The following is a 17,921-nucleotide window of genomic DNA, read 5'->3' on the forward strand; positions in this document are numbered from 1 at the left end:
GAGTACCCCTATGGCTCTGGTCGAAGGCCGTTCCGATGTGCCCGTGACGATCGACGAGTCGCAGTGCATCACCGGTTGCCGGTTGTGCGTGGACATCTGCCCGCTGGACTCGCTGGCCATCAACCCGGAGACCGGCAAGGCGTTCATGCATGTGGACGAGTGCTGGTACTGCGGGCCGTGCGCCGCGCGCTGCCCCACCGGCGCGGTCACCGTCAACATGCCGTACCTGCTCCGATGAAACGCGGATTCCCAGCGTTGCTAGCGCTAGCACTGACAGCGTGCGGAGTTGGCAACGCCAGCGACCAGACCACCGTCGTGATCGGCTACCAGTCCAAGACGATCAACACGGTCACCGCCGGAACTTTGTTGCGGTCACTGGGTTATCTGGAGAAGCGGCTCGGGCCGAAGTACCGCGTGGTCTGGCAGGACTACTCGACCGGAGCGCCGATCACCGCGCAGATGGTGGCCGGGAAGATCGACATCGGCTCGATGGGCGACTACCCGATGCTGATCAACGGCTCCCGCAACCAGCAGTTCGGCGACGGGCACACCAAACTCGTCGCCGCCACCGGGTACAACCTGCGGGGCGCGCTGAACATGGTCGTGGTCGGGCCGAAATCATCGATCCACGGCCTGAAGGACCTGGCGGGCAAGAAGATCTCGGCGAGCGTGGGTTCGGCCGGGCACGGGACGACTGTGCACGCGCTGGATCGTGCCGGGGTGACTGGGTTCCGCATCCAGAACCAGGTGCCCGCGGTCGGCGCTTCGGCCCTGCAGTCGGGAAGCGTTGACGCACTGGGACAGTTCGTGGCCTGGCCTGGGCAGCTCGTGTTCGCCGGTCAGGCGCGGCTGTTGTACGACGGGGCCGCGCTGAACCTGCCGACCTGGCACGGGGTTGTGGTCCGGGAGCGGTACGCGAACGACCATCCCCAGGTCCTGGAAGCGTTTCTGCGGGCCTTGACGGACGCGACCAACTATCTGAACCAGAACCCCATGCAGGCGGCCCTGTCGGTCGCCAAGGAGACCAGACTGCCGCCCGAGGTCGTGTACCTCTACAACGGTCCCAATGGGATGGTCACGTTCGGCACCGCCCTGAAGCCCGAGCTGAGGGACGCGCTCGACCAGGACATTCCGTTCCTGGCGTCGATCGGCAACATCAAACGCCTGGACCTCAACGCCTTCTGGGACCCCTCGGCGCTGCAACGCACCGGACCGGCCGGTCCACCTGCGCGGATCACCGGCACGGATCCTGTGTGCGGGATCCCGGTGGACGATCCGGCGAAGGCGGGCGAGGTCTGGTTCGTCGGTGAGACGCAGACGCACCCAGCCGCCAACCCCACGTGTCTGTTGCGCCAGATCGGGGACCGGAAGGTCCGCGCGGCCTACGTCCCGTCCACCGACACCGGCACCCGCTGGTTCGCCGACAAGTCGATCTGGGTGCGGGACAAGGAGTTCCTGCCGTTCACCACCGAGGACGGCGCCGAGCGTTACGTGAGCGGGCATCCCGGCGCCCGGATCGTGAGCTATTCCGACGCACTGCGAGGATCGCGATGACCACCACCACCGAAGCACCAGTCACCGCGCCACCACCAGTCGCGGTCCGTCCGGCGAAACACCGCTACCGCTGGCTGATCCGCGTTGGATCGCTCGTGGCAGCGCTGGTCGTCTGGCAGTTGCTGACCTCCTACGACGTCCAGTTCTGGCTGAACTTCGACCGGTTGCCGACGCCGTTGGAAGTGGCCGACGACCTGACGTACCAGCTCGGCACGTCGGTGTACTACCAGGATCTGGCCGACAGCCTGCGCCGGATCCTCGCCGGGTTCGTCCTCGCCGCCGTTGCCGGAGTCGCCATCGGCACAGCGATCGCACGGTCGCGGACCACCGCTGACGTGGTCCAGCCACTGCTCGAAGTGGTCCGGCCCATTCCGGCGATCGCCCTGGTGCCGATCGCGATCCTGCTGTTTCCCAGCAACGAGCAGGGAATCATCTTCATCACCTTCGTGGCGGCGTTCTTCCCGGTGGTGGTGAGCACGCGGCATGCCGTACGGGCGCTGCCGACCGTGTGGGAGGACGCGGTCAGGACCATGGGCGCGAGCCGGTGGCGGGTGCTGTGGAGTGTTGTCCTGCCAGGCGCTTTGCCGGGTGTCTTCAGTGGACTGTCGGTGGGCATGGGCGTTTCGTGGATCTGTGTCATCTCCGCGGAGATGATCTCCGGCGAGTTCGGCGTCGGGTACCGGACCTGGCAGGCGTACACGGTCGTCGACTACCCGGGCGTGCTCACCGGGATGTTGACCATCGGGATCCTGGGCTGGGTGACGTCGGCCCTGGTGGAACTGGCCGGCCGGCGCGCGACCCGGTGGCTGCCAAGGGAGGAGGCGAAGTGAGCAGGCTCAGCATCGACCAGCTGTACGTCGGCTACGGCCCGGACAGCGTGCTCAAGGGCATCTCGCTGGAGATCGCCGCCGGGGAGATCCTTGTCGTGGTGGGACCTTCCGGCTGCGGGAAGTCCACTTTGCTCCGTACGCTCGCCGGGCTGCTGACGCCATCGAGCGGCCGGATCCTGGTCGACGGTGTCCCGGTCGGCGGGACCTCCGGCGATCGCGCCTTGGTGTTCCAGGACGATGGGCTGCTGCCGTGGCGGTCGGTCCGGCGCAATGTCGAGCTGCCGCTGGCCATCCGGCGGATCGCCAAAGTGGAACGCCGGGAACGTGCGGACTCCTGGATCTCCCAGGTCGGCCTGGCCGGGTACGAGCACCGCCTGCCGCGGGAGCTGTCCGGCGGCATGCGGCAACGAGTCCAACTGGCGCGGACGCTTGCCGGGACTCCACGAGTTGTGCTGGCTGACGAACCGTTCGGCGCTTTGGACGCGCAGACCCGGACCGCGATGCAACGGCTGCTTGTCGAGGTGTGGCAACAACATCCGACGACGGTGGTGTTCGTGACGCACGACGTGGACGAAGCTTTGTTCCTGGGCGACCGGGTCGCGGTCCTCGGCCGGGATGGCCGCCTGCTGACCATTGTGGACTCCCCTGCGGCCCGTATCGAAGGCGCGGACTCAGCAGCGGCGCGTGCGGAGATCCTTTCTGGGGTGGCGAAGTGAACCTGACCTGCGATGTGCTCGTCATCGGCGGGGGCACGGCCGGGACGATGGCCGCGATCACCGCGGCCGAGCACGGTTCTTCCGTGCTGCTGCTGGAAAAGGCGCACGTCCGGCACTCGGGTGCGCTCGCGATGGGCATGGACGGCGTCAACAACGCTGTCATCCCGGGCAAAGCGACGCCAGAGGACTACGTCGCCGAGATCACCAAGGCCAACGACGGCGTGGTGAACCAGCGAACCATCTACCAGACCGCGACCCGCGGCTACGACATGGTCAAGCGGCTCGAACGCTACGGCGTCAAGTTCGAGAAGGACGACTACGGCGAGTACGCCGTGCGGCGGGTGCACCGGTCCGGCAGCTACGTCCTGCCCATGCCCGAGGGCAAAGACGTCAAGAAGGTGCTGTACCGGGTGCTGCGGCGCAAGGAAATGCGCGAACGCATCCAGATCGAGAACCGGGTCATGCCGGTCCGCGTGCTCACTTCCGGCGGCCGTGCTGTTGGCGCAGTTGGGTTCAACACCCGAACCGGCGAGCTTGTGACCGTGTCGGCGGGTGCGGTCATTCTCACAACCGGCGCATGTGGACGGTTGGGCCTGCCCGCTAGCGGCTACCTCTATGGCACGTACGAGAACCCGACGAACGCGGGCGACGGCTACTCGATGGCGTACCACGCGGGCGCCGAGCTGTCCGGGATCGAGTGCTTCCAGATCAACCCGCTGATCAAGGACTACAACGGTCCCGCGTGCGCGTACGTGGCGAACCCCTTTGGCGGCTACCAGGTCAACGCCGAGGGCGACCGTTTCGTGGACTGCGACTACTGGTCCGGGCAGATGATGGCCGAGTTCGCCCGGGAGATCGGCTCTTCGCGCGGGCCGGTCTACCTCAAGCTGACCCACCTGCCGGACGAGACTCTAACAGCGTTAGAGAACATTCTGCACACCACCGAACGGCCCACCCGAGGAACATTCCACAGTGGACGCGGCCACGACTACCGGACGCACGACGTGGAGATGCACATCTCGGAGATCGGGCTCTGCGGTGGGCATTCCGCTTCCGGTGTGTGGGTCGACGAGAACGCGGCCACCACCGTTCCGGGTCTCTACGCCGCGGGCGATCTGGCCTGCGTGCCGCACAACTACATGATCGGCGCGTTCGTCTTCGGCGACCTCGCGGGCGCGCACGCCAGCACGCATCTGGGCGAGCACGTCGAGTTGCCCGCGGACCAGATCGAGGCGGCGCGGGAGCTGATCTTCCGCCCGCTGTCCAATCCGGACGGTCCACCGCAGCAGCAGGTCGAGTACAAGCTGCGCCGGTTCGTCAACGACTACCTGGCGCCGCCGAAGAGCGGGACGCGGCTGGAGATCGCGCTGGAGTCGTTCGCCCGGATGGAGAACGAGATCGCCGCGATGGGCGCCCGCACGCCGCATGAGCTGATGCGGTGCGTCGAGGTGTCGTTCATCCGGGACTGCGCCGAGATGGCCGCACGGTCGTCCTTGGTGCGTACCGAAAGCCGTTGGGGCCTCTACCACGAGCGCCTGGACCATCCGCTGCAGAACGATGACTCCTGGCTGTTCCACCTGAACCTGCGCAAGTCCGCCACCGGGACGATGGAGTTCCGCAAGCGCCCCATCAACGAGTACCTCGTGCCCGTGCCGTACGCGCCCGATCACACCGCGCCCATCGAGGACCTCGGCGAGGTGATCACCACGCAGGCGACCATCGTCACGATCGCGGCTCAGGAACGCAAGGCCTCGCGGTCGCCACGCGTGCTGGAGGTCCTCGCGCTCACCGAAGCCTCGCCAACGCTGGACGATCTCCAGCCGTACCTGTCCGATGTGGACGCCGACGTCCGGCGGACCGCGATCTCCGTCCTCACCGAGGTCACCCCCGACGGCTTCGGCCTCGCTTTGGCCGCCGCGCTCGCCGACCCGCATTCGACGGTCCGGGTGGCCGCCGCGGACGGCCTGCGGGAACTGGTCGAAGTGATCCAGCCCACACCCGAACTCCGCGCATTGCTGGTGCGGGGCGCGGATCCTGAGGTGCGGGCGACCGCGTTGGAGGTTCTTAGGGCGCTAAGACTGGGTGACCGGGAGATCTTCGCGGCCGCGCTGGCCGATGAGCGTGCGGCGGTGCGAGTGGCGGCGATCCACGGACTTGTCTCGGTGGACGCAACAGAAGCGCTCGCGGGGGCGCGGCACGACTCGTCCCGCGAGGTCCGGGTCGCGGTGGCGGCGGGCCTCGGCGCGGTGGGCTCCCCGGACGGCGTGGTCGCACTGGGCGAACTGGCCACGGATCTCGATGCCTTGGTGCGCGCGGCCGCACTCGACGCCGCCGCGCTGCTGGATTGTGTTGCGCCACTGGACAATCTGGCCGCCGCGGCGATCACGGATCATGCTTGGCAGGTCCGCAAGGGCGCCGCCCGCGCCCTCGGCGCCGCACAGTGGACAGTCGCCGAAAAACCCCTGCTGATCGCCCTGTCCGACAGCCACGCGGACGTCAGAAAGGCCGCCGTCCAGTCCCTGTCCCGCTGGGCGGAACAGGTTTCCCCGGAACTGAAGGCAGCCCTGGAAGACCAGGACGCCGATGTCCGCGCCTACGCCAGACACGCCTTGACTTCGACCTAACACCCGGCCCACTCCACCCAAGGCCCAACACCGCGTTGGCTATTCCCTAACGCTCAACCACCGCTTGGCCGCGCCGGTCATTTCGGCCCCGCGACACGCCCACCGTCGCCCAGCCCGGCTGGATACCAGTCCCAGCGCGACGGTGGTCGCGTGGCGCGGGGCCGAAATGACCGGCTTCGGGCGGCCAAGCCCCGTCCGAGCGAAGCGAGGACAGAAAAACAGCGAGGACAGAAAAGACGGCACTCAGTGTCAACGCTCGAGGGCGTCCTCGATGCGGCGGACGACGTTGGCGAGTGGCATGCCGCGGCGGAGGACCGCGACGACCACGTCCTCACCGTCGTCCGCGCGGGCCGCGGTGACGCCGAGGGTCTCGCGGATGTAGCGGAAAGCGCGGTCGGCCTTGCCCAGGGCGTCGCCTTTGCCGCCCGCTTTCAGCCACTGCCGCAGCACGTGGTTGTGGGCGGCGACGACGGCCGAGCCGGCGACTTCGGCCCAGAGCGCGCCCTCGGGTTCGTCGCCCACGCGGTCGCGCAGGTATCGCGTGACGGCGATGTTGTAGGTGTGCGCCGAGGCGATCTCGCGGGCGCGCAGCTGTGGGAAGTCGCGGGTCAAGCGGTACCGCTGTACTGCGATAACGCCCTCGTCGATGTATGCCTCGAGGACGGTGTGCACCGCGCGGCAGGCCACCGACAGCGGCGGCTCGTCGGCCGACGCGGTGGCGAACACCTCGGCGACCCGCACCAGGCGCGCCTCGTGGTCGGGGAAGATCACGTCTTCCTTGGACGGGAAGTACCGGAAGAACGTCCGCCTGCCGACCCCGGCCGCCGCGGCGATCTCGTCGACCGTCGTCTCGTCGAAGCCCTTCGCCTGGAACAGGTCGATCGCGGCCGCGGTGAGCGCCTCACGGACCCTGCGCCTGCGATCGGGCACCCCGCTCGTCATGGCAGAAAACTAGCACGGCGACTTGCGCGATGGCACTGAGTGCCATTAGTGTGGTGCATCACGCTCACCAATGGAGGTCGCGATGAACCCCACCACCGCGTGTCTGTGCGTCTGTGCCCCCGCAGGCCACCACCACAGCACCTGCCAGTCCACGGCGGAGCCCGGCCTGAGCGTGTCCCTGAACCAGTCGCCCACCCGGCCGATCAAGGTTCCCGCCTGCCGTCCCTGCTACGAGGCCGTCCGACGCGCCCTGTGGGCCGGTGTCGGTCTGCGCCTGCACCCCGCCACGGTCGCCGCTCAGTCGGCCTGACCTGCGAGAACGTCCTGGGCGACCGCGAAGGCGCGGTTGGCGGTCGGGACGCCCGCGTACACGCCGACCTGGAGCAGGACTTCCTGGATCTCCGCGCGGGTCACGCCGTTGCGCAGGGCCGCGCGGATGTGCATCGCCAGCTCGCCCTCGTGCTGCAACGCCGCCAACAGGGCCAGGACGACCAGGCTGCGGTCCCGCCGCGCCAGCCCCGGCCTGCTCCAGATGTCCCCCCAGGCCGTGCGGGTGATGAAGTCCTGGAAGTCGCGGGTCACGTCGTCGGTCCTGGCGATGGCACGGTCGACGTGCTCATCGCCGAGCACCTCCCGGCGGACCCGCATCCCCTGTTCGTGGCGTTCCTCGTCAGTCATCCGGCAACAGTAGGCAACTGTCGCCGAACTCGTGCCACAGGTACCCCGCCGTCTCGGCGGCCGCGTAAGCGCGGCTGACCAGGTCTTTCCCGGCAACGGCCTGCAGCAGCAACAGGTGCGACGCACCGGGTGCGTGCCAGCCGGTGATCAGGCCGCCGACCACCTGCGCGGGCCGGTCCGGGCCGAGCACGAGATCGGTCCACCCGGCGCCGCCGGTCACCTTTCCGTCCGCTGCCACCGATTCCAGCGCGCGGGTGACGGTCGTGCCGACCGCGACGACCCGCCGGTTCGCCGCCCTGGTCAGGTTCACCAGGCGCGCGGTGGCTTCCGGCACGTGGAACCGTTCCGGCAGCGGGCCGCCGCCGTCCTCCAGCGAGGAAACGCCGGTGTGCAACGTGATCGGGGCGACCGTCACACCCGCGGCCACCAGCGAGGTGACCAGTCCGGTGGAGAACGGGCGGCCCGCGCTCGGCATCTCCGCGCTGCCCGGCGTGCGGGCGAACACCGTTTGGTAGTCCTCGATCGGCCATTCCCGGTCGACATACGCATACCGGATCGGCCGGCCGTGCTCGCCCAGGAACTCCGGCACGCTCATCGACACCTTCGCGCGCCACAGACGCCCTGGCACGTAAGGGGTCTCGAGTACCAGATCACCCCAGGGAAATTCACCACCGTCGAGCTCTATCCGTTCCCCGGCAACGAGATCCTGGATCGATCCGGCCGCCTTGCCGGGCGGGCGGACCTCGACCACCCACCGGCCGTCGTCGAGCTCGGTCGAGAAGTGCACGGTGACCTTGTCGTTGCCCCGGCGGCCATCCGCCGCGGCCGCAAGGGTTGCGGAGTTGTTCACCACGATCAGGTCGCCGGGGTTCAGGTACCGGGTCAGGTCGGCGAAGTGCGCGTGCCAGATCCCGGTGGGGTGCGCCACGAGCATGCGCACCCCGTCCCTGGGCACGCCGTGCGCCTCCGGCGGTTCGACGGCGGACAACATCATTTCGTGTACCGCCCGCTCGGCGGCCGCTCGTCGATCAGCCTCAGCAGCGCGGGAACGACCGTCTCCGGTTCGGCGCGGTCGGAGATGTCCTCGCCGGGGAACGCGGCCTGGTGCATGTCGGTCCGCATGTCGCCCGGGTCGAACGCGTAGATGCGCAGGCCGGGGTGTTCCACCGCGAGGACCGCACTGAGCCGGTCGAGCGCGGCCTTGCTGGACCCGTAGCCGCCCCAGCCCTCGTAGGCCTCCACGGCCGCGTCGGAGCTGACGTTCACCACCGTACCGCCCACTGTGGACAGTGCCGGGATCGCCAGCTGCACAAGGGCCAGCGGCGCTAGCACGTTGGCCTCGTAGACCTGGCCGAACACATCCAGCGGATAGTCCGCCAGCTTCGGCTGCGGGCTCGGGCCGAGCGCGCTGGCGTTGTTCACCAACAGGTCCAGAGTATGTATGCGCCCTAACAAGTCTCTTCGATGGTGTGGATCCGTGACGTCGCCCGGCACCACGGTCACGTTCGGGCCGAAACCGGCCTGCTTCAAGGCTTCCGCGTTGCGCGCGTCGACGTACAGGTCCCAGCCGCGCTCGGCGAGGGCGTGCGTCAGCGCCCGGCCGAACCCCTTGGACGCCCCGGTGATGATGCCGACTGGCATTGGTCCGCTCCTTGCTCTCGGTGTCCCTGGGGTCCATCCTGATAGTTGAAGTCAACTTCAAGTCAAGGATCCCTTCCGATGCACGCGACCGATCTGCTCACCGTCGGCGAGGTGGCCCGCCGCAGCGGGTTCGCCACCTCCGCGGTCCGCTACTACGACCGGCTCGGCCTGATCACGTCCACCCGCACGTCCGGCGACCAGCGCCGCTACGAACGGAACGTGTTGCGGCGCTTGGCTTTCATCCGCGCCGCGCGCAATGTCGGGCTGACCTTGGAAGAGGTGGCCGAGTCGCTGGCGCTGCTGCCGTCCGGCCGGACGCCGACCAAGGCCGACTGGGCGCGGCTGTCGCGCGGCTGGAAGGAGCGGCTCAACGAGCAGATCACCGCCCTGCAGACACTGCGCGACGGGCTGGAGTCGTGCATCGGCTGCGGCTGCCTCTCGCTGCGGACCTGCGCGTTCTCCAACCCGGACGACGGCATGGCCACCCTGGGGCCGGGAGCCGCCTACTTCCCGCGACGGCTGCGTGCAGCCCAGCCGGGGCAGGATGGTTAACTCCGGAGCATGGATTACCAGCTCAAGGCCGAGGTCGCCCCGCCGGCGGGCACCCCGGAACTGGACGCACTGCACCGCCACGGCGTGGTGTCGCTGCTCGACGAGCAGCTCGACCTGCTGGCCGGCATCGAAGGTCCCGACGGCGTCGAGATCGAGCCGCTCGATCACGAGGTGACCGCGCACGCCGGTGGCGCGTCGATCAACTGGCTGGTCGAGGCCCCCGCGCTGGCATTCGCCGAGGAGGCCGCCCGCGCGGTGCTCACCGAGCTGCTGGAACGCACCGAACTGCTCGCGGACTGGACCGTGCAGTCGTGTGAGGTCACCGTCAGCGACGAGGACCTGGAGACGGCGCTGGAGGACGAGCCCGCCGAGGACGCCGAGGCGGACGAGGACCTCGAGGTCGAGCACATCGAGCTGACCGACGAGGAGCTCACCGAGCGGCACGACCAGCTGGTCGGCGAGGCCGAGCTGGTGCAGGCGCTGGGCACCGACGCGTTCGGCAGCGAGGACGGTGTCACCCCCGAGCAGGCCGAGCTGGTGGCCGGGGCGCTGGCCGAGGCGGTCGTCGTGGTGATCGACGAGCTGTTCGACGACGTCGCCGCGCTGGACGAGGAGGACACCACCGCGGACCAGCACGAGGGCCTGCTGGTGCTCGACGAGCTGCCGCCCGCGTTCACCGACCAGTACTCGGCGTGGTTCGCCAAGCGGTTCCTGATCGCGACCGTGATCGTCGGCCAGCGGCTGACCGAGGAGGAGTGGGTACCCCCGCAGACCGCCGCCGAGGCGCTGGCCCTGCACCTGCTCAAGTCGCGGGCCCGCGAGGAGCTGGCCACCACGGGTCTGCTGGAGGAGGACGTGCTCAAGCGCGCGTTCGCCGCGTTCGACGAGCACGCGTTCGACGACCTGGAGCACGAGGCCCTCTACGCGGAGGACGCCGAAGGTTCGGTGGTCGACTGGCTGCCGGCGATCGCGAAGTCGTAGATTTCTCGGGCCGGCCCCGTGTCGAGATGGGGCCGGCCCGATCGTCATTCTCCTGACGACCGCCAACCGGGAGGATCGAGAATGCGCTACATGCTGTTGATCTACGGCTGCCACCGGGAAGAGCTGCCGGACGCGTACAACGAGGTCAACAAATACGTGAAGGAACTGATGGCGCGGGGCGTGTTCCTCGGCGCCGACCCGCTGCACCTGCCCGACACGGCCACCACCGTGCAGGTCCGGTCCGACGAGGTGCTGATCACCGACGGGCCGTACGCGGAGACCCACGAGGCGCTCGGCGGGTACTTCATGGTCGACTGCGCCGACCTCGACGCGGCCATCGAGCTGGCGTCCCTCTGCCCGCTGGCCAAGCTGGGCACCGTCGAGATCCGGCCGGTCCTGGAAGCCCAGTTCGGCTAGTGCACGCCGTCGAGCAGGTCTTCCGCGAGCACCGGACCCGGATGCTGGCGGCGCTGGTCCGTGTCCTCGGCGGCGACATGGAGCTGGCGGAGGACAGCCTGCAAGACGCGTGCACCCAGGCTCTGCGGTCCTGGACGGTGGTGCCCGACGACCCGATGGCGTGGCTGCTGACCGTGGCCCGAAACAAGGCCATCGACCGGATCCGCCGGGCCCGCCGGAGTCTCTCGGTGGAGGAGGTGCCGGTGCCCGCGTTCTTCTCGTCGGACGACGCTCTGCTGCGGGCGGGCGACGACCGGTTGAGCCTGATCTTCACGTGCTGTCACCCGGCGTTGTCGCTGGAGGCGCGGGTGGCGCTGACGTTGCAGGCGGTGGCCGGTCTCACGGCTTTCCAGATCGCGCGGGCGTTCCTGGTGCCGGAGTCCACAATGGCCCAACGGCTGGTGCGGGCGAAACGCAAGATCCGCGACGCCCGGATCACCTTCACCGTGCCGTCGGACCACCAGCTGCCTTCGCGCCTGTCCTCCGTGCTGGCGGTGGTGTATCTGGCTTACACCCAGTCATATGTGGCTTCTGACCGGTCGCTGGCCGCGGAGGCGATCCGGCTCGGCAAGCTCATCGCCTCGCTCATGCCCGACGAGCCGGAGGCGCTGGGGCTGGTGGCGTTGATGGTGTTGCAGGAGTCCCGTTCCTCGGCCCGGCGGACACCTTCAGGTGATCTTGTCCTGCTGGAGGACCAGGACCGGTCGCTGTGGGACCAGGCCGCGATCACCGAGGGCACCTCCTTGCTCGACCTGGCTCTGTCCCGACGTTCCCCAGGCCCCTACCAACTCCAGGCCGCGATCGCCGCGGTCCACTCCCAGGCAAAGTCCTTTTCGGACACCGACTGGGACCAGATCGTGGCCCTGTACACCGAATTGGCGGTCCGCACCCCCTCCCCCGTGATCTCGCTGAACCTGGCGGTGGCCGTCGCGATGACCTCCGGCCCCGCCGAAGGCCTCCGGCTGATGGACACCATCACGGGCCTGGACAAGTTCCACCTCATGCACTCCGCCCGCGCGGACCTCCTGCGCCGCCTGGACCGCTTCGACGAAGCCCGCACCGCGTACGCCCGCGCGCTCGAGCTGGCCACCGAGGACGCCGACCGCCGCTTCCTCCGCTACCGCCTCAACTCCCTGCCGTGACGCCGTTCCACACCCTGTGCAGCCACTGCTCAACCTGGGCAACCGTCTCGACGTCGCCGGCCTCGACTGCCACTTCATCCGAGTCGACACCGCCCAGCGTCATCTCGACCTCGCCGGAATCCCACACCACCAACTGCCCCACGCGCCCACCAGCGTCAATACCCACGCTGACCGCCTGTTTGCTGCGATCCCCCGGCGACCGCTCAATTTCCACCGCAAGCCCACGTTCCACCATGGCTCCCCGATGCCGGGCAACCCACGCCTCCACACCCACCAGCAGATGGTTCATGGGCTGCCCCGTCGCCCTTGACGCCAGCACGAACTCGTCGATCAGATCGAGCAGACGGTTGGTGAGCGGCGCGTTGAACTGGGGCGGGATCTCTTCGAGCCTCATCCCGGTCATGTCCGGCACCAGGCTGTTGGCAATGACATACGCCCAGTGAAGACCGGTGGGACCGCCGAGAACCCGGTCTGCGACCAATTCTCCAAAGCCCGCGAGGGCTTGACCGTCGTGCGCCGCGTTGAAGCCGTCAACAAAGGCCACCACCGTCGAGAACCGGTCGTCGAGAACGTACATCCTCCGCCGCTTGCGGAGATGAAACACAAGCTCCCCGAGCTCCACAGTCCCCCACCTTCTCTGGTTCTCAGTACTGAGGGGCGGTTCAGGTATTGCCGACGGAGGTTATGTGGAGGATCGCGGTGCCGGCTTCGTCGGAGGCCGCGAGGTCGACCTCGGCGGTGATGGCCCAGTCGTGGTCGCCGGCGGGGTCGTCGAGGATCTGGCGCACGAGCCAGCGCTCCTCCTCCTGCTCTATCACGAGGAGGTGGGGGCCGCGGGCGTTGGGGCCGGTGGGGATTTCGGTGTGTTCCGCGAAGTACGGCGAGAGGGCTTCCTGCCAGGCGTCGGCGTCCCAGCCGGAGGCGGCGTCGAGTTCGCCGAGGTCGTAGTAAGCCCTGCGGGAGGCCAACTCCACGCGGCGGAACATGGCGTTGCGGACCAGGACGCGGAAAGCGCGCTCGTTCTGGGTGACGGCCGGTGGGGTGTCATCGTGGTCCTGCTCGGGGAGGTCGTCGGGGTTGCGGAGTTTCTCCCACTCGTCGATCAGGCTGGAGTCGACCTGGCGGACCAGTTCACCCAGCCATTCGACGAGGTCCTGCAGTTCCTCGGTTTTCGCCTCGTCGGGGACGGTCTGACGGACGGCCTTGTAGGCATCGGCCAGGTAGCGCAGGACCAGGCCTTCCGAACGCGCCAGCTGGTAGAAGCTCACGTATTCGGCGAACGTCATTCCGCGCTCGAACATGTCGCGCGCCACGGATTTCGGCTCGAGGTGGTAGTCGGCGACCCAGGGGTGGCCCTGGCGGTACATCTCGTACGCCGCGTGCAGCAACTCCGCCAGCGGCTCAGGGTGCTTGACCTCCTCCAGCAGCTCCATCCGCTGGTCGTACTCGATCCCCTCGGCCTTCATCTTGTTCACGGCCTCGCCGCGCGCCTTGTGCTGCTGCGCCGAGAGAACCTGACGAGGACTGTCCAGAGTGGACTCGATCACCGACAGCACGTCCAGCGCGTAGCTCGGCGACTCCTTGTCCAGCAGGTCGATCGCGGCCAGCGCCAACGGTGACAGCGGCTGGTTCAACGCGAAGTCGAACTGCAGGTCCACCGTGACCCGCACCGAGCGGCCTTCCTCGTCAGGTGTGTCGAGCTTCTCGACCACACCCGCGGCCAGCAGGGCACGGTAGATCGCGATCGAGCGGCGGATCAGCTTGCGCTGCGACGCCCGGTCCTCGTGGTTGTCCTCCAGCAGGTGCCGCATCGCCTTGAACGCGTCGCCCGGCCGCCCGATCACGTTGAGCAGCATGGAATGGCTCACCGCGAAGCTCGACGTCAGCGGCTCCGGCTCGGCCGCGACCAACCGCTCGAAGGTCGGCTTCCCCCACGAGACAAAGCCGTCCGGCGCCTTCTTGCGCACCACCTTGCGGCGCTTCTTGGGATCGTCCCCCGCCTTGGCGAGCAGACGCTCGTTCTCGACGTCATGCTCCGGCGCCTGCACGACCACGTTGCCGACCGTGTCGAACCCGGCCCGACCGGCCCGGCCGGCGATCTGGTGGAACTCACGAGCCTTGAGGTGCCGCGTCTTCACACCGTCGTATTTGGACAGACCGGTGAACAGAACCGTCCTGATAGGAACATTGATGCCCACACCGAGCGTGTCCGTACCGCAGATGATCTTCAGCAGACCGGCCTGCGCGAGGCGCTCCACCAACCGCCGGTACTTGGGCAGCATGCCCGCGTGGTGCACGCCGATCCCGTGCCGCACCAACCGGGACAGCGTCTTGCCGAACCCGGAGGTGAACCGGAACCGCCCGATCATCCGGGCGATCTCGTCCTTCTCCTCGCGCGTGGACACGTTGATGCTCATCAACGCCTGCGCCCGCTCGATCGCCGCCGCCTGCGTGAAGTGCACGACGTAGATCGGCGCCTGGTTGGTGTACAACAACTCTTCGAGCGTCTCGTGCAACGGCGTCAACGCGTAGTTGTAGAACAACGGGACCGGCCGCTGCGCCGAGCTGACCGTGGTCGTCGTCCGGCCGGTGCGCCGGGTGAGGTCCTTCTCGAACCGCGTGACGTCGCCGAGGGTCGCGGACATCAGCACGAACTGCGCCCTCGGCAGCTCCAGCAACGGAACCTGCCACGCCCAGCCGCGGTCCGGCTCCGAGTAGAAGTGGAACTCGTCCATGACCACCTGGCCGACATCCGCGGCCGCGCCGTCGCGCAACGCGATGTTCGCCAGGATCTCCGCGGTGCAGCAGATGATCGGCGCGCTGCCGTTCACGCTGGAGTCGCCGGTCATCATCCCGACCTGGTCGGCGCCGAACACCTCGCACAGGTCGAAGAACTTCTCCGACACCAGCGCCTTGATCGGCGCGGTGTAGAAGCTGCGCTTGCCCTCGGCCAGGGCCGCGAAGTGCGCCCCCACCGCCACCAGGCTCTTACCCGAGCCGGTCGGCGTCGCCAGGATCACGTTCGACCCGGACACCACCTCGATCAGCGCCTCCTCCTGCGCCGGGTAGAGGCTCAGCCCCCGATCCGCCGCCCACTCGGCGAAGGCTTCGAAGAGGCTGTCGGGGTCCGGGGTCGCGGGCAGGCGCTCAGTGAGGTTCATGACCCTTCAAATCTAGCCCACCTGCGGTAACGGGCCGGTGCTGGCACCGGCCCGTTCACTCGCCGTCAGCTCGCCTGGTACAGGCTGAACAGGGTGCCCTGGTCGTCCTCGCAGTGGGCGATCCGGCCGAAACCGGGGATCGGGATGGTCTCGCCGGGTTTGCCGCCGAGGTCGGCGATCTTGGCCAGGGTGGCGTCCAGGTCGTCGACCGACAGGTAGACGCGGCTCGCCGGGAGGTCCGCGCTCTTGGGGGCGATGGCGCCGGCCGGGCCGCCCTGGATCAGGTTGTAGTCCATGCCCTCCATGGGCTGGGTCTGCCAGCCGAACACGGCGCCGAAGAACTTCTTGGCCTGGGCGGTGTCATCGACCGCGAGCTCGTACCAGTTGATCTCTCCGGACATGACCAGCTCCTTCGTCGGGGGTGGGTGAATGTCCTCAAGGACGGTGAGCACCGGCCCAACTCGACAGCCAAGACCAAGAACTTTGCGTAACCCGTGGATCACGAAACGTCACGACGGCACCGGGAAGGCAACCGGGCTGCGCTGTCCTTTCTTGTTGTAGGCCCGCACGCCGAAGAACACGTTGTCCTTCGACAGGTCGATCCGCGCCGAGACCACGTCGCCGACGTCGATCACGTGGGTCCAGTCGTTGGCGGTCGTCTCGCGCCAGACCACCTCGTAGCCCGCGAGATCCGGTTCGGTGCCACGCGTCCACAGCAGATCGGTGTCGTTGGTCAGCTGCGCCGTGCTGATCTTGACGCCCTTGGGGGTGCCGGGGGCGTTGGCGAGCGACCACAGCACGGCGCCGTTGACCCGGGCGACGCGGGCGATGAACGCGAAGTCGCAGAACTCCGGCAGGTCGCCGAACTGCTTGCCGTTCTCGACCCGCACATCCTGGTGCTGGTGCGCGAAGTCCTCGTGCGGCTCGGTGAACCGGCAGGCCGGGTAGCCCTGCGTCAGGAACGAGATGTGGTCGCCGCCGCGCAGGTACCGGTCGCGGCGGTAGATCACGCGGACGTCCATCCCGGTCGCGTCGTTCACCGCGACACTCCGCGCGAACCGCGACAGCTGTCGTGAGGTGGAGTCGTTCTCGCCGCCGACCGACCGCCGGGTGTTGGCCTCCGCCGGGGTCTCGGCGGTCGGCACACCCTCGGCGAACAGCCGGATCGTGTGCGCGTCAACGGTTCCGTCGTCCGCATGCGAGGACCCGACGATGTCGTTGGTGAACATGGCCTGCACGTCCGCCGAGGCGGCCTTGAACTGCTTGGCCATGAAGTCCGAGCCGAACAGGCCCTGCTCCTCACCGGCGACCGCGGCGAACACGATGGTCGCCGCGGGCTTGCGGCGAGCCATGACCCGGGCCAGTTCGAGAGCCACGGCCACACCTGAGGCATCGTCGTCGGCGCCGGGCGCGTCCTTCACCGCGTCCAGCACATCGGTCACGCGTGAGTCGTAGTGCCCGGACACGACGTAGATCCGGTCCGGTGTGGCCGACCCCCGCAGGGTCGCGACCACGTTGGTGATCCTGGTCTCCACCGGGATCCGCGGCGTGGGCGGCTGCACATAGGACTGCAGCGCGACCGTCATCCGGCCACCCGATGCCTGTGCGACCTTGGTGTACTCCGCAAGCAGCCAGTCCCGGGCGGCGCCGATGCCGCGCACCGGATCGTCCTGGGACGACAGTGTGTGCCGGGTGCCGAACGACGCCAGCTTGCGCACGGTCGCCTCGATCCGGCGCTGGTCGACCTCCCGCAGCAGGGCGCGCAGCTCAGCGTCGGGTGGCTGCGGCCGCACCGGCTGCCCGGGACCGCGGTCGCCCAGTTCGGACGCGCCCGCGGGCACGCCGACAAGCGCGGCCGCGGCCACGGATCCGGCCAAGAAGTTTCGTCTTGTACCCATGGGCTGTGCGTACGCCCATCAAAAGGTCAAGACCACCGCCGAAAGTCGGCTTAGTGGCGGTGGTGCCTGCCGCCGCGGCAGCCGCGGTCGATCGCGCGGTGCCGGCCTACGCCGGTGCTCACCTTGCTCGAACTGGCCGACATCGCCGACATCGCCGGGAGGCTCATCGAGGACCGGCTCGACACCGATGGCTGCGACACCAGCGACGACTGTGAAGCCAACGACGACTGCGCCGACAGCCAGGACTGCGGCTGCCGCGACAACTGCGTGTTGAACGTCGTGCGCACCGGGACGTTGACGGTGGGGCCGAACCAGCCGAACCCGGGCATCGGTGACATGCCGATGATCCGGTTGACGAACTCGTTCGTCGTCGTGGTTGTGTTCCGGATCAGGTTGCCCGGGTTCACGTTCACTGCCGCGTTGACCCGCACAGCGGGCGGCGGCGCCGGACGCGGCGGCATCGGCGGAGTGGCGGTGTATCCCGACGGCCGCACCGGAAGGTTAACGGTGATCACCGAAGGGGGTGCCGGTGGAACCGGCTGGTCCGGCACGTCCACTTCCGGCGCCGGTACCTCGGCGGTCTCACCCGCCAGCACCGGTTGCGGTTGCGGGACGATGATCTGCCCACCCGCCTCGGGCACGTCGCTGCCGGAGGTGCTCAGCACCGCGACGCTCGCCCCGAGAGTGACTCCAGCGGATATGGCCACAACGGTCCAGTTGACCTTGCCCACCACAACTCCTCCCCA

19 protein-coding genes are annotated in these 17,921 nt (G+C 68.4%); 10 read left to right on the top strand and 9 right to left on the bottom strand.

Annotation, left to right across the window (positions count from 1 at the left end; translation table 11 throughout):
* Positions 1 to 10: 10 nt before the first annotated feature.
* The 5 genes from AB0J95_RS27225 to AB0J95_RS27245 are packed head-to-tail and all read left to right on the top strand — an operon-like array spanning position 11 to position 5,724.
* Complete coding sequence (locus AB0J95_RS27225) at positions 11 to 238, top strand: 4Fe-4S dicluster domain-containing protein (protein WP_364763500.1); 228 nt, start codon at positions 11 to 13, stop codon at positions 236 to 238.
* Positions 235 to 1,554, top strand: a complete 1,320-nt coding sequence (locus AB0J95_RS27230) for an ABC transporter substrate-binding protein (protein ID WP_364763503.1) — start codon at positions 235 to 237, stop codon at positions 1,552 to 1,554. Before AB0J95_RS27225 ends, AB0J95_RS27230 begins: the two co-directional genes overlap by 4 nt.
* The gene (locus tag AB0J95_RS27235; protein WP_364763506.1) at positions 1,551 to 2,384 is read left to right on the top strand and encodes an ABC transporter permease; all 834 of its coding nucleotides are present in this window, start codon (positions 1,551 to 1,553) and stop codon (positions 2,382 to 2,384) included. The genes AB0J95_RS27230 and AB0J95_RS27235 overlap by 4 nt, the downstream gene beginning before the upstream one ends.
* Positions 2,381 to 3,100: an ABC transporter ATP-binding protein gene (locus tag AB0J95_RS27240; RefSeq protein WP_364763508.1), complete on the top strand. Its 720-nt coding sequence runs from the start codon at positions 2,381 to 2,383 to the stop codon at positions 3,098 to 3,100. Before AB0J95_RS27235 ends, AB0J95_RS27240 begins: the two co-directional genes overlap by 4 nt.
* The gene (locus AB0J95_RS27245) at positions 3,097 to 5,724 is read left to right on the top strand and encodes a fumarate reductase/succinate dehydrogenase flavoprotein subunit (RefSeq protein WP_364763510.1); all 2,628 of its coding nucleotides are present in this window, start codon (positions 3,097 to 3,099) and stop codon (positions 5,722 to 5,724) included. The genes AB0J95_RS27240 and AB0J95_RS27245 overlap by 4 nt, the downstream gene beginning before the upstream one ends.
* Before the next feature lie 249 nt (positions 5,725 to 5,973).
* Here the strand turns inward: AB0J95_RS27245 and AB0J95_RS27250 are convergent, their stop codons facing one another.
* Entirely contained in the window at positions 5,974 to 6,666 is a 693-nt protein-coding gene (locus tag AB0J95_RS27250; RefSeq protein ID WP_364763511.1) for a TetR family transcriptional regulator, read from the bottom strand.
* An 82-nt stretch (positions 6,667 to 6,748) separates the two neighbouring features.
* On the opposite strand from AB0J95_RS27250, the gene AB0J95_RS27255 reads away from it, so the two are divergent.
* Complete coding sequence (locus AB0J95_RS27255) at positions 6,749 to 6,976, top strand: hypothetical protein (RefSeq protein ID WP_364763513.1); 228 nt, start codon at positions 6,749 to 6,751, stop codon at positions 6,974 to 6,976.
* Here the strand turns inward: AB0J95_RS27255 and pcaC are convergent.
* Genes pcaC through AB0J95_RS27270 form a run of 3 tightly spaced genes read right to left on the bottom strand, consistent with a single transcriptional unit; the run spans position 6,964 to position 8,985 of the window.
* Positions 6,964 to 7,344: a 4-carboxymuconolactone decarboxylase gene (pcaC, locus tag AB0J95_RS27260; protein WP_364763516.1), complete on the bottom strand. Its 381-nt coding sequence runs from the start codon at positions 7,342 to 7,344 to the stop codon at positions 6,964 to 6,966. The two genes, AB0J95_RS27255 and pcaC, sit on opposite strands and share 13 nt — an antisense overlap.
* Positions 7,337 to 8,338 carry an S-adenosylmethionine:tRNA ribosyltransferase-isomerase gene (locus tag AB0J95_RS27265; protein ID WP_364763518.1) on the bottom strand — a complete coding sequence of 334 codons (1,002 nt, stop codon included), beginning with the start codon at positions 8,336 to 8,338 and terminating at the stop codon, positions 7,337 to 7,339. Before AB0J95_RS27265 ends, pcaC begins: the two co-directional genes overlap by 8 nt.
* On the bottom strand, positions 8,335 to 8,985 hold the full coding sequence (locus tag AB0J95_RS27270) for an SDR family oxidoreductase (protein WP_364763521.1): 651 nt from the start codon (positions 8,983 to 8,985) through the stop codon (positions 8,335 to 8,337). Before AB0J95_RS27270 ends, AB0J95_RS27265 begins: the two co-directional genes overlap by 4 nt.
* Before the next feature lie 78 nt (positions 8,986 to 9,063).
* Here AB0J95_RS27270 and soxR point away from each other — a divergent pair, with 78 nt between their 5' ends.
* The 4 genes from soxR (at position 9,064) to AB0J95_RS27290 (ending at position 12,116) form a co-directional block, all read left to right on the top strand.
* Positions 9,064 to 9,537 (top strand): redox-sensitive transcriptional activator SoxR, encoded by a 474-nt coding sequence (gene soxR / locus AB0J95_RS27275; RefSeq protein ID WP_364763524.1) that lies wholly within the window; start codon positions 9,064 to 9,066, stop codon positions 9,535 to 9,537.
* Positions 9,538 to 9,546: 9 nt separating this feature from the next.
* Positions 9,547 to 10,518 (top strand): hypothetical protein, encoded by a 972-nt coding sequence (locus AB0J95_RS27280; protein WP_364763526.1) that lies wholly within the window; start codon positions 9,547 to 9,549, stop codon positions 10,516 to 10,518.
* Between the two features lie 81 nt (positions 10,519 to 10,599).
* Positions 10,600 to 10,935, top strand: coding sequence for a YciI family protein (locus tag AB0J95_RS27285; RefSeq protein WP_364763529.1), 336 nt, complete (start codon positions 10,600 to 10,602; stop codon positions 10,933 to 10,935).
* Complete coding sequence (locus AB0J95_RS27290; protein WP_364763532.1) at positions 10,935 to 12,116, top strand: sigma-70 family RNA polymerase sigma factor; 1,182 nt, start codon at positions 10,935 to 10,937, stop codon at positions 12,114 to 12,116. Before AB0J95_RS27285 ends, AB0J95_RS27290 begins: the two co-directional genes overlap by 1 nt.
* Here AB0J95_RS27290 and AB0J95_RS27295 read toward each other — a convergent pair.
* From AB0J95_RS27295 to AB0J95_RS27315, 5 genes are all read right to left on the bottom strand, one after another.
* On the bottom strand, positions 12,100 to 12,693 hold the full coding sequence (locus tag AB0J95_RS27295; RefSeq protein ID WP_364763535.1) for a hypothetical protein: 594 nt from the start codon (positions 12,691 to 12,693) through the stop codon (positions 12,100 to 12,102). The two genes, AB0J95_RS27290 and AB0J95_RS27295, sit on opposite strands and share 17 nt — an antisense overlap.
* An 85-nt stretch (positions 12,694 to 12,778) precedes the next feature.
* Positions 12,779 to 15,277: a DUF3516 domain-containing protein gene (locus tag AB0J95_RS27300; RefSeq protein WP_364763536.1), complete on the bottom strand. Its 2,499-nt coding sequence runs from the start codon at positions 15,275 to 15,277 to the stop codon at positions 12,779 to 12,781.
* A 65-nt stretch (positions 15,278 to 15,342) separates the two neighbouring features.
* On the bottom strand, positions 15,343 to 15,678 hold the full coding sequence (locus tag AB0J95_RS27305; RefSeq protein WP_364763539.1) for a VOC family protein: 336 nt from the start codon (positions 15,676 to 15,678) through the stop codon (positions 15,343 to 15,345).
* 108 nt (positions 15,679 to 15,786) lie between these two features.
* A complete protein-coding gene (locus AB0J95_RS27310; protein WP_364763541.1) occupies positions 15,787 to 17,175 on the bottom strand; it encodes a M28 family metallopeptidase in 1,389 nt (462 codons plus the stop codon).
* A gap of 50 nt (positions 17,176 to 17,225) precedes the next feature.
* Complete coding sequence (locus AB0J95_RS27315; RefSeq protein ID WP_364763544.1) at positions 17,226 to 17,906, bottom strand: hypothetical protein; 681 nt, start codon at positions 17,904 to 17,906, stop codon at positions 17,226 to 17,228.
* Positions 17,907 to 17,921: the final 15 nt, after the last annotated feature.

Source organism: Actinocrispum sp. NPDC049592 (genome assembly GCF_040675465.1).
In the GTDB taxonomy this organism is placed as follows: Bacteria; Actinomycetota; Actinomycetes; order Mycobacteriales; family Pseudonocardiaceae; genus Kibdelosporangium.

What these genes read in the sequence shown, in the direction of transcription:
- AB0J95_RS27310 (WP_364763541.1), bottom strand. Translation starts at nt 17,175, where the DNA reads ATGGGTACAAGACGAAACTTCTTGGCCGGATCCGTGGCCGCGGCCGCG.
- AB0J95_RS27300 (WP_364763536.1), bottom strand. Translation starts at nt 15,277, where the DNA reads ATGAACCTCACTGAGCGCCTGCCCGCGACCCCGGACCCCGACAGCCTC.
- pcaC (WP_364763516.1), bottom strand. Translation starts at nt 7,344, where the DNA reads ATGACTGACGAGGAACGCCACGAACAGGGGATGCGGGTCCGCCGGGAG.
- AB0J95_RS27285 (WP_364763529.1), top strand. Translation starts at nt 10,600, where the DNA reads ATGCGCTACATGCTGTTGATCTACGGCTGCCACCGGGAAGAGCTGCCG.
- AB0J95_RS27255 (WP_364763513.1), top strand. Translation starts at nt 6,749, where the DNA reads ATGAACCCCACCACCGCGTGTCTGTGCGTCTGTGCCCCCGCAGGCCAC.
- AB0J95_RS27250 (WP_364763511.1), bottom strand. Translation starts at nt 6,666, where the DNA reads ATGACGAGCGGGGTGCCCGATCGCAGGCGCAGGGTCCGTGAGGCGCTC.
- soxR (WP_364763524.1), top strand. Translation starts at nt 9,064, where the DNA reads ATGCACGCGACCGATCTGCTCACCGTCGGCGAGGTGGCCCGCCGCAGC.
- AB0J95_RS27280 (WP_364763526.1), top strand. Translation starts at nt 9,547, where the DNA reads ATGGATTACCAGCTCAAGGCCGAGGTCGCCCCGCCGGCGGGCACCCCG.
- AB0J95_RS27295 (WP_364763535.1), bottom strand. Translation starts at nt 12,693, where the DNA reads ATGTACGTTCTCGACGACCGGTTCTCGACGGTGGTGGCCTTTGTTGAC.
- AB0J95_RS27225 (WP_364763500.1), top strand. Translation starts at nt 11, where the DNA reads ATGGCTCTGGTCGAAGGCCGTTCCGATGTGCCCGTGACGATCGACGAG.
- AB0J95_RS27270 (WP_364763521.1), bottom strand. Translation starts at nt 8,985, where the DNA reads ATGCCAGTCGGCATCATCACCGGGGCGTCCAAGGGGTTCGGCCGGGCG.
- AB0J95_RS27265 (WP_364763518.1), bottom strand. Translation starts at nt 8,338, where the DNA reads ATGATGTTGTCCGCCGTCGAACCGCCGGAGGCGCACGGCGTGCCCAGG.
- AB0J95_RS27235 (WP_364763506.1), top strand. Translation starts at nt 1,551, where the DNA reads ATGACCACCACCACCGAAGCACCAGTCACCGCGCCACCACCAGTCGCG.
- AB0J95_RS27305 (WP_364763539.1), bottom strand. Translation starts at nt 15,678, where the DNA reads ATGTCCGGAGAGATCAACTGGTACGAGCTCGCGGTCGATGACACCGCC.
- AB0J95_RS27230 (WP_364763503.1), top strand. Translation starts at nt 235, where the DNA reads ATGAAACGCGGATTCCCAGCGTTGCTAGCGCTAGCACTGACAGCGTGC.